The sequence below is a fragment of the Streptomyces roseus genome, from assembly GCF_001044425.1.
Classification (GTDB): domain Bacteria; phylum Actinomycetota; class Actinomycetes; order Streptomycetales; family Streptomycetaceae; genus Streptomyces; species Streptomyces roseus.
Map to the genome: position 1 here is coordinate 1 of NZ_LFML01000162.1, position 7,668 is coordinate 7,668.

Genomic DNA, 7,668 nt, shown 5'->3' on the forward strand with positions numbered 1-7,668 from the left:
GAAGGCCGCGAGGTCCACGGGGATGCCGTGGGCGGCGAGGCGGGCGGCGAGGCGGGCGATGTCCGTCGCCCCCCGGGCGCCCCGCCGGTCGACCGACACCGCCAGGTGCGGCTCCCCGGCCAGGGTCTCGTGGATCCAGCGCGCGCAGGTGCTGCTGGGGCCGACCTCGATGAAGCAGCGGTACCCGTCGTCGTGGGCGCGCCGTACCAGCCGCGGGAAGTCCACGGTCTCGCGCAGCGTCACGGCGATGTTCCCCGCCACCGCGTCCGCGTCGAAGTCCGTGACCGGCGCGTAGTGGCGGCTGCTGTAGAGGACGAGGTCCCCCACGTCACCGGTCGGGTAGCGGTTGAGGTCGGCGAGGTCGGTCAGGACGCCGTCCACCACGGGGCAGTGCATGACGTGGTTGGCCGGCGAGCGGGCGCTGCGGCACGCCAGCTCTGCGATCAGGTCGCGGCACTGTCCGGGATCGCCCGCGACCACCGTCTCCTGCGGAGTGTTGACGTGGGTGATGAACACCCGCTCGTAGCGCGGCAGGGCCGCCCGTACGTCCTCGGCCGGCGCGAGCAGCACGTGCGTGGCCCATACCTGCGCGTCCGGGATCTCGTCGCCCAGGCCCCACAGCGCGCGCACGGTCCGCTTGGGTCCGCGCAGCATGTCGTCGAAGAGCGGCGAGGCACTGATCTTCTCGTCGCCGCGCGCGCTCTTCACCCAGCCGCCGGTGGCGAAGAGCATGCTGCTCTCCCCCAGGCTGTAGCCGAAGGCGCCGTCCACCGGCACGCCCAGCACCTCCCGCACCAGGTCGGTGGAGAGCAGGGCGTAGCTCGTGCCGGCCGCCAGCATCAGCGGGATGTCCTCGACCAGCGCGCCTTCGAGCCCCATCAGCTCGCGCCGGCCCAGCGGCTCGCGCGAACGGGGGTAGAGGGCCGCGCCGCGCAGGAGTTCGGCGGGGCGTTCGGCCTGGGCCTCGAAGCGGGGCAGCAGTCCGGGGAAGGCCCGGAACATCGAACGACCGAGCCCCAGGTACGAGTTGAAGGCCCCGGGGAAGACCAGGGCGACCTTGGCGCCGGGACCCAGGGGCCGCGCGGTGAAGCAGCTGCCCGAGGGGGAGGACCATTCGCCGCCCGACCGCCACACGCCGGGCAGGTCCTTCAGCGCCTGGTCGATCTGGCGTACGAGTCCGGCCGGGTCGTCGGCCACCAGCACGGCCTTGAAGTCGGCGGGCCGGTCGGCGAACTCCGCCCACCAGTCGGGGGTCGCCCCGCCGTCGGTGACCGCCGTGCGCAGCCGGGCCAGCCGCTCCAGCAGTCCGTCGAAGTCATCGGCGGCGACCGGTACGACCAGGCTCCCACCGGAGCGGCTCCAGTCGGCCTCGGTGATCTCGCCGCGGACCTGACCACCCGTGAGCACGAGGTGGGCGTGGCTGCCGGCCGTGCCGACGACGCTGACGGAGGCGGCGCGCCGGCCGTCGCGGTGGGCGCGCAGCCAGGGCCGGGAATCGGCGGCCAGGAAGAAGGCCGAGCCCTCGGGCGCGCCGGCCCAGGCCTTCTCCGGGGCAACGGGGAAGTAGGCGTGGTGCAGGCAGAGCGCGGCCCGGATGAGCCCGGCGAGCCCGGAGGCGCATCCCGTGTCGCCGACGGCCGCACGCACAGAGGACAGGGCCGTACGCAGCTCTCCGCCCGCCCGGTCCGCGGTCCAGACCCGGGCGAGGGCGTCGACCTCGGCCGCCTGACCGCCGCCGGCCTCCACCAGTTCGACGTCCGCCGGGCCCAGACCGGCCGCGGCGAGCGCGTCCTGGGCGGCCCGTTCCACGAGTTCGCCGCGCACGGCGGGGGTGACGTCCGGAGCGTGGTGCACGGCGATCGCCTCGACCGTGGCGTACACCCGCTGTCCCTGCGGTACCGCCTCCGGCCGGGTGACGACGACGGCGCCGGCGCCCTCGCCGAGGACTCGCAGCCCGTCACGGACGGTTCCCGGTTCGAGCAGCTCGCGCGCCAGGGTGTTCTCCGGTCCGGCGGCCAGGTCGACGGCGCCGACGAGCACGGCCTCGATGGTGGGGTCGAGCAGCAGCAGCCGGGCCACGTCAAGGGCTTCGACGCCGACCGCGCTGTCGGAGGACAGCGTGAAGGACGGGCCGGTGAGGTTCCACAGGGAGGAGACCCGGCTGGCCATGATGTTGCCGATGTAGCTGAGGACCTCGTTGGGCTCGATGGAGTCGTGGACGCCGTCGCGCGCGGCGCGGGTGAGGGCCGCCAGCTGCTCCGGGGAGGGCTCGACGCCCGCGGCCCGGCACCACTCGGCGAGCTTGCGGCCCAGTTCGTAGCGGGAGCCGTGGCCGTGCGCGCTGGGCTCCATCTCCATGCCGATGACCACGCCGATGCGGCGGGGGCCGGAGCCGGCCGCGGCGGCGCCGGGGCGCTTGCGCTCGTACCCGGCGTCGCGCAGCGCCTCGTCGGCGACGCGCATCATCAGCAGCTGCTGCTGGTTGAAGTGGTCGAGGTCCTTGGGCGGGATGCGGTACGAGGTGGTGTCGACCTCGAAGTCCTCGATGTAGGCGGCGCGGGGGGCCGCGCCGCCGCCGAGGCCGGCCCGGTCCAGGGGGCCGTTCTCGACGGTCTCGAAGCCGCGCCAGCGCTGTTCGGGCAGGTCCCTCACCGCGTCCAGCCCCTCGTACCCCGCGCGCTCGAAGGCGTCGAGGGTGGCGTGGGAGCCGAAGTGGGCGCCCATGCCGATGACGGCGAGCGGCGGCGGCTCGGCGGCCCCGGTCGCCGCGGTGGCCGCGGTGGCCGCGGCGGCCCCGGTGGCCGCGGCGGCCCCGGTGGCCGCGGTGGCCGCGGGCGACCCCGTCGCCCCGGCGGGTTCGGCGGCCCCGGCCTCCGGTGCCGACAGCACGACGTGGGCGTTCGTACCGCCGAATCCGAAGGCGGAGACACCCGCCCGGCGGGGGGCGCCGGGGGCCGGGTCGGGCCAGTCCACGGCCTCGCGCACGACCCGGTCGGCGATCGTCTCGGGCAGCGGGCGCTCCACGCCGATGGTCGGCGGTATGACGCCGTGCGACAGGGACAGCACGACCTTGAGGAGGCTGGACATGCCGGCCACCGTCAGCAGGTGGCCGATGTTGGCCTTGACCGACCCCAGCAGCGGGCCGCGGCCGAAGAAGGCCTCGGCCCCGGCCAGTTCGGTGGTGTCGCCGAGCGGGGTCCCGGTGGCGTGGCACTCCAGGTACTGGATCGCGGACGGGTCGACGCCCGCCTCGCGGTAGGCGAGGTCGTACGCGGCGAGCTGCCCGGCCTCGTTGGGCGCGAGGAGGTGCTTGCCGGGGCCGTCGTTGGTCAGGGCGAGGGCGTCGATGACGGCGTGGATGCGGTCGCCGTCGCGGCGTGCGTCGGCGAGCCGCTTGACCGCGATCATCGCGGCCCCCTGCCCGGTCACGATGCCTCGGGAGCGGGCGTCGAAGGGCTGGCTGAAGCCGTCCTGCGGGTAGGCCCTCAGGTCGGAGAAGGAGAGGTGGATCACGGTCGGATCGGGTGCGCAGACCCCGCCGGCGAGCATGAGGTCCGCGCGTCCGGTCTCCAGGTGCGCGCAGGCCAGCTTCAGCGCGTACAGGGCGGAGGAGCAGGCGGCGTCGAGGGTGAACCTCGGGCCCTCCAGACCGAGGGCGGCCGCCACGACGCGGGCCGGCATGCCGCCGGCCCAGAGGTTGTGCGCGGTGACCGCGCCGGGCTCGGGCGCGCCGCCGGACCGGGCCGCCTCGCCGGGGACGGGCAGTCCGGCGTCCGCGAGGCCCCGGGCCACGGCCGAGTCCCAGAACTCACCGGCGAACCGTCCGGAGGCCGGGGTGGGGAACGGGTAGTTCCCGAACACCACCCCGGTCCTCCGGCCTTGCCGGCCGGGCGCGGTCGGGGGATGTCCCGCGTCGGCCAGTGCGTCCCCGGCCACCCGGAGCGCCCAGTGGAACGAGCGGTCCAGGCCGGCCAGGTAGTCGGAAGGGAGGAGGTAGCCCTCCGGATCGAAGCCTTCGGCACCGGTGGAGTTCTCGTCGTACGTACGCAGGAATCCGCCCCGGGTGCAGTAGATGCGGTGCCTGTCCTGCGGGTCGGTCTCCCGGGTCTGCGGGGCGTGCCCGAAGATCCGGTCGTCCCCGTCGGTGCGCGAGTCCACGCCGCCGATCAGGTTGCGCCAGTAGGCGTCGGGTGTTCCCGCCCCCGGAAAGAGGCAGGCCAGGCCGACGATCGCGTACTTGCCCATGGTGGGGTCAGCCTCCGGGTGTCCGAATGGATCGGTTCGGGAGTCGGGTTCGGGGGTGGGGGTGGGGGTGGGGAGCCGGGATTCGGAGCCGGGGATCGGAGCGCGACCGGTCATCCCGTGGGCGCGGGTCCGGGCCCGGGCCCGGCAGGATCCGGGCCCGGACCCGCGTCCGAGGGGGTCAGACGGCGACGGGCGCGGTGCCGGTGCGCTCGATCGCCCCGAACTTGCCTTCCAGCTGCGGGTCTTCCACGAGCGAGACGCCGTCCAGGACCTGGAGCACGCGGCCCTCGCGGTCGAGGGCGGTGACCGAGCAGGAGACGCCGCCCGGTCCGGCGACCACGTTCTCCACGGCGATCAGGAACTCCTGGTCGGCGGGGAGCTCCGCGTGGAAGCGGACGCTCGCGACCTCCATCGGCAGGCAGGCCCGGTTGCGGAAGCGCCGCACCCACACCAGCGCGGACTGGAGCAGCAGATCGGCCAGGACGGGGCTGTGGAACCGCCCGTGGTACGCCCCGCGCGCCGGCCGCCCGTCGTCGAGGCGGGCGGCGAGCAGCAGCAGCCGCTCCTCGGAGACGAGGACCGAGCGCAGACCGCGGAGCGCGGGGCCGTGGAAGAGCGTGCCGTCCCGGTAGAAGGGGGCGGCGTCCGTGCGGGTCGCCTCACGGGCGGCACGGGCGAGGTCCGTACGGTCCGCGGGCGCGGTGTGCGCGACCGTGGCGAGCCTGGCTCCGTACGAAGGCCTGCTCTGTCCGGCGTCGTCCACCGCGGAGGCCAGCACCTCGACGGAGTCGGGGCGGGCGGCCGGTCCGGGCTCGATGAACAGTCTCAGCCGCGAGGCCGCCGGGCCTTCGGCCGCGTCCATCACCAGGCCCTTGAAGACCTTGAACGCGGACACCTCGGTCACCGGCTGCCCGGTCACCCGCTCCGTCGCGTTGACCAGCGCGCCCAGCGCGGCGGTGGCGGGCAGCACCCGCTTGCCGTCGATCGCGTGGTCGGCGAGCACGGGCTCGGCGGCGATGTCGGCGAGCGTACGGTCGATCAGCAGTGAGGCCGGGGCGTACGCGTCGGCCGCGGCCGGCGCGGAGAGCGGGGTCAGCGGGCCGGCGACGATGACCGTGTCCTGGCCGCGCGCGGCCGTGAACTGTTCGGCGAACATGCCGGCCCCGGTCGCGACCGGCACCAGCACCACACCGCGCGAGGCGAACATGGCGCGCAGGTCGTCGGTGACCATCCCGCCGTCCCACGCACCCCAGTTGACGGAGGTCACCCGGGCCGAGGGGAGCTCGTGCCGGAGGCGTACGGCGAGCCGGTTGAGGGCCTCGTTCGCCACGGCGTAGTCCGACTGGCCCCGGTTCCCGAAGAACCCGGCGACCGAGGAGAAGAACACCAGGTGGCGCAGGTCGGCCGTGCCGCGGAGGGCGTCCAGTACGTGGCCCAGGCCGACGATCTTCGTGCCGAGGACGCGCTCGATCTCCTCCGGCGTCTTGTCGCAGATCAGCCGGTCGGCCAGGACGCCCGCGCCGTGCACGACGCCGGTGACGCGCGCCGCGTACGGTGCGAGGGCGGCGCGGACCGCGGCGGCGTCGGTGATGTCGACCACCAGGTACTCGACGTCCGCGCCGGTCGCCCGCAGCCGGTCGAGGTTGTCCCGGACGTCACGGCTGCCGGTCACCTCGCGGTAGACCGCCTCCACGCCGCGCGGGGTGGGCTTCTCCCCCGCGCCGGTGATCCTCTTGACGATGGCGCCCTTGAGCGCCGCGCCCTCCAGGCCCCGCGCCCACTCGGGTTCGGCGCCCACCTGGCTGCGTCCGAGGAGGAGCAGACCCGCGGGACGGGCCTCCACGAGCGCCTGGAGGCAGTCCGCCGTGATGCCGCGGGCGCCTCCCGTGACGACGAGCAGGTCCTGTGCGCCGATCTCCGGTACGGCCGTCACGTGGCCGGCGGGCGGCTCGGCGGACGGTACGACGGTCCGTCGGCCCTCCGCGTCGTGGCCCACGTCGGCGGTGTCGGTCGACACGTCGTGGATCTCGTCCAGGAAGCGGGTCACGGCGGTGCGGTCGTCCAGGCCGGGGGCGAGGTCGACGGTCCGGGTGAACAGGGCCGGTACCTCGATGGCGAGGGTCTTGACGAGACCGCTCACGCCACCCAGCAGGGCCGCCCCGCCACCGCTGCCGCGGTAGCCGTTCGCCCCGTCCAGCCGGGTCACCGCGACGAACGCGGCCCTGCCGCCGGCCGCGGCCGCGGCCTTCAGGGGAGCCTGGGTCCGCTTGGCCACGAGGACGGTGTGCGCCAGGCGGCGGAACCCGTCGGCCCACTCCCGTCCGCCCTCGGCGGCCATCTGCACGACGAGGTCGAGCCGCTCGGCCGTGACGGCCGCGGCGAGTTCGTCCTCGTCCCAGGTACGGAGAGACCGGACGGAGTCGGCCCGTCCGGAGAACGCGGCGGCGCCGGGCAGTCCGAGGACGTCGACCTGCCAGCCGTCGGCGCCGAGTCCGTCGACCAGAGCGCGGGTCAGCTTCGAACCGTCGTCCAGGACGAGCGCGGTCCGGCGGTCGGCGTACGCTCCCACCACGCGGCAGGGCGCGGGCAGCTCGCGTACGGCCGCGAAGGTCCGTCCCACGCCGTTCGCCTCGGGGTACGTGACGACCAGGGGAGCCTCCGCTGCGGGAGCCGTCGCCGGGGCGGGGGCGGACGCCCCGGATGCCTCGGCGAGGAAGCCGGCGATGTCGTCCAGGGTCCGCAGCTCGGCCATGCGCTCCGGGTCCACGTCACCCGACACCGGGAAACGCTCCTGCAACGCACCCATGATCTGAACCCGCTTGATCGAATCGATACCGAGGTCCGCCTCGACATCCATACCGGGTTCCAGCATCTCCACCGGATACCCGGTCTTCTCCGCCACCACTTCGAGCAGCGCCTCCAGCACGGCTGCGTCGACCTCGGCGGACGGAACGGGAGCGGGAACCTCGGCCACCGGGACGGGAGCAGCGGCCGGGGCCGGGGTGGACGTGGACGACGCTTCGGCGAGGAAGCCGGCGATGTCGTCCAAGGTCCGCAGCTCGGCCATGCGCTCCGGGTCCACGTCACCCGACACCGGGAAACGCTCCTGCAACGCACCCATGATCTGAACCCGCTTGATCGAATCGATACCGAGGTCCGCCTCGACATCCATACCGGGTTCCAGCATCTCCACCGGATACCCGGTCTTCTCCGCCACCACTTCGAGCAGCGCCTCCAGCACGGCTGCGTCGACCTCGGCGGACGGAACGGGAGCGGGAACCTCGGCCACCGGGACGGGAGCAGCGGCCGGGGCCGGGGTGGACGTGGACGACGCTTCGGCGAGGAAGCCGGCGATGTCGTCCAGGGTCCGCAGCTCGGCCATGCGCTCCGGGTCCACGTCACCCGACACCGGGAAACGCTCCT

General features: G+C 74.5%; 2 protein-coding genes. Both read right to left on the reverse strand.

What is annotated here, in order from left to right:
• The coding region (locus tag ACS04_RS33955; RefSeq protein ID WP_048480728.1) for a type I polyketide synthase at positions 1-4,245 on the reverse strand (4,245 nt) is incomplete at its 3' end.
• A gap of 178 nt (positions 4,246-4,423) precedes the next feature.
• Entirely contained in the window at positions 4,424-7,654 is a 3,231-nt protein-coding gene (locus ACS04_RS33960) for an SDR family NAD(P)-dependent oxidoreductase (RefSeq protein WP_053081100.1), read from the reverse strand.
• Positions 7,655-7,668: the final 14 nt, after the last annotated feature.